The organism is Ligaoa zhengdingensis (assembly GCF_014384885.1).
Taxonomy (GTDB): Bacteria; Bacillota; Clostridia; order Oscillospirales; family Ruminococcaceae; genus Ligaoa; species Ligaoa zhengdingensis.
Map to the genome: position 1 here is coordinate 1 of NZ_JACRST010000087.1, position 935 is coordinate 935.

Consider the following 935-nt stretch of genomic DNA (forward strand, 5'->3'; position numbering starts at 1 on the left):
CCCAAGACATTTGCTTGCCATTCGTTCCAGTCCTCGCGGGTTTTCAGCTCTCGCGGCGTATAAGCTGTCCGTGCGGAATATCTCATTTCGCAGGATGCCTTTACCTCTTCCGATTCCAGCTGGAAGAGAATCTGATGGGCGCACTCGTGGGCAAGGGTAAATCTTCGCTTGGCACAGAGCCGCTGCACGTTTCCGGAGCGAATGAAGCTCTCGTCCAAGATAACCTGATTGCGCTTCAAAGCCAGTGTGCGCGTAATGCCTAACTCCGTGATTTTGTACTCGGTGTCGGCATATGCAGTGACACCGCAGATGCTTCCGTCCGGCGAGAGACGGGCGAATGATACGCGAAGACCGAGATAATTCTTTGCAAACTGATCAATGGGCGTTGGCAAAGGCGGTCGGTCGGGCTTTTCCGCCTCATCCCCGAAAAAGAACCGGTTGAAGTCCTTTGTTGTTGAGGCTGCAATTTCTTCAAGTTGTCGCTGGGATAAAATCATGAGCAGTTGTCCTCCTTTGCTTCGACAAACCACTTGTCTCCTTCGTGGAAAAGAAACGATTCCTTTCCGCGAATCTGAACTGTGTAACGGATGCCTCCGCCCCCAACCTTTTTGGATGTGGCGCGGCATTTGTAAAGAATCTGGTCGATTTGAAAGATTACACCGTTGTCCCACCAGATAAGGCGAGGGAGGATTGCCCCTTCCTTGTCCACATCCAGCGTAACCGGAACGTATGCCTTTCTGTATTGTGTAGCCATTTGCGTTTCTCACTCCTGTTCCCTCATACCGGTGTATGCCGGTACGGATGATCTTCGGCAGGATAAATGCCTGTCCATTTGAACTGCTCAAAAGATGTAACTTTTTCGTGTACAACTACTCATGCCCCTTGACAGGATGAGCAATTCAGGATATACTATGAGTAGTTGGATTGCTCAGTCA

The 935-nt window shown here is 50.3% G+C and carries 2 protein-coding genes; both read right to left on the reverse strand.

The features are described from left to right. Positions 1–497, reverse strand: a 497-nt coding sequence (locus H8711_RS13795; RefSeq protein WP_249283902.1) for a hypothetical protein, incomplete at its 3' end; no start/stop codon positions are given. After that, entirely contained in the window at positions 494–754 is a 261-nt protein-coding gene (locus tag H8711_RS13800; protein WP_015564532.1) for a hypothetical protein, read from the reverse strand. The genes H8711_RS13795 and H8711_RS13800, both read right to left, overlap by 4 nt. Positions 755–935: the final 181 nt, after the last annotated feature.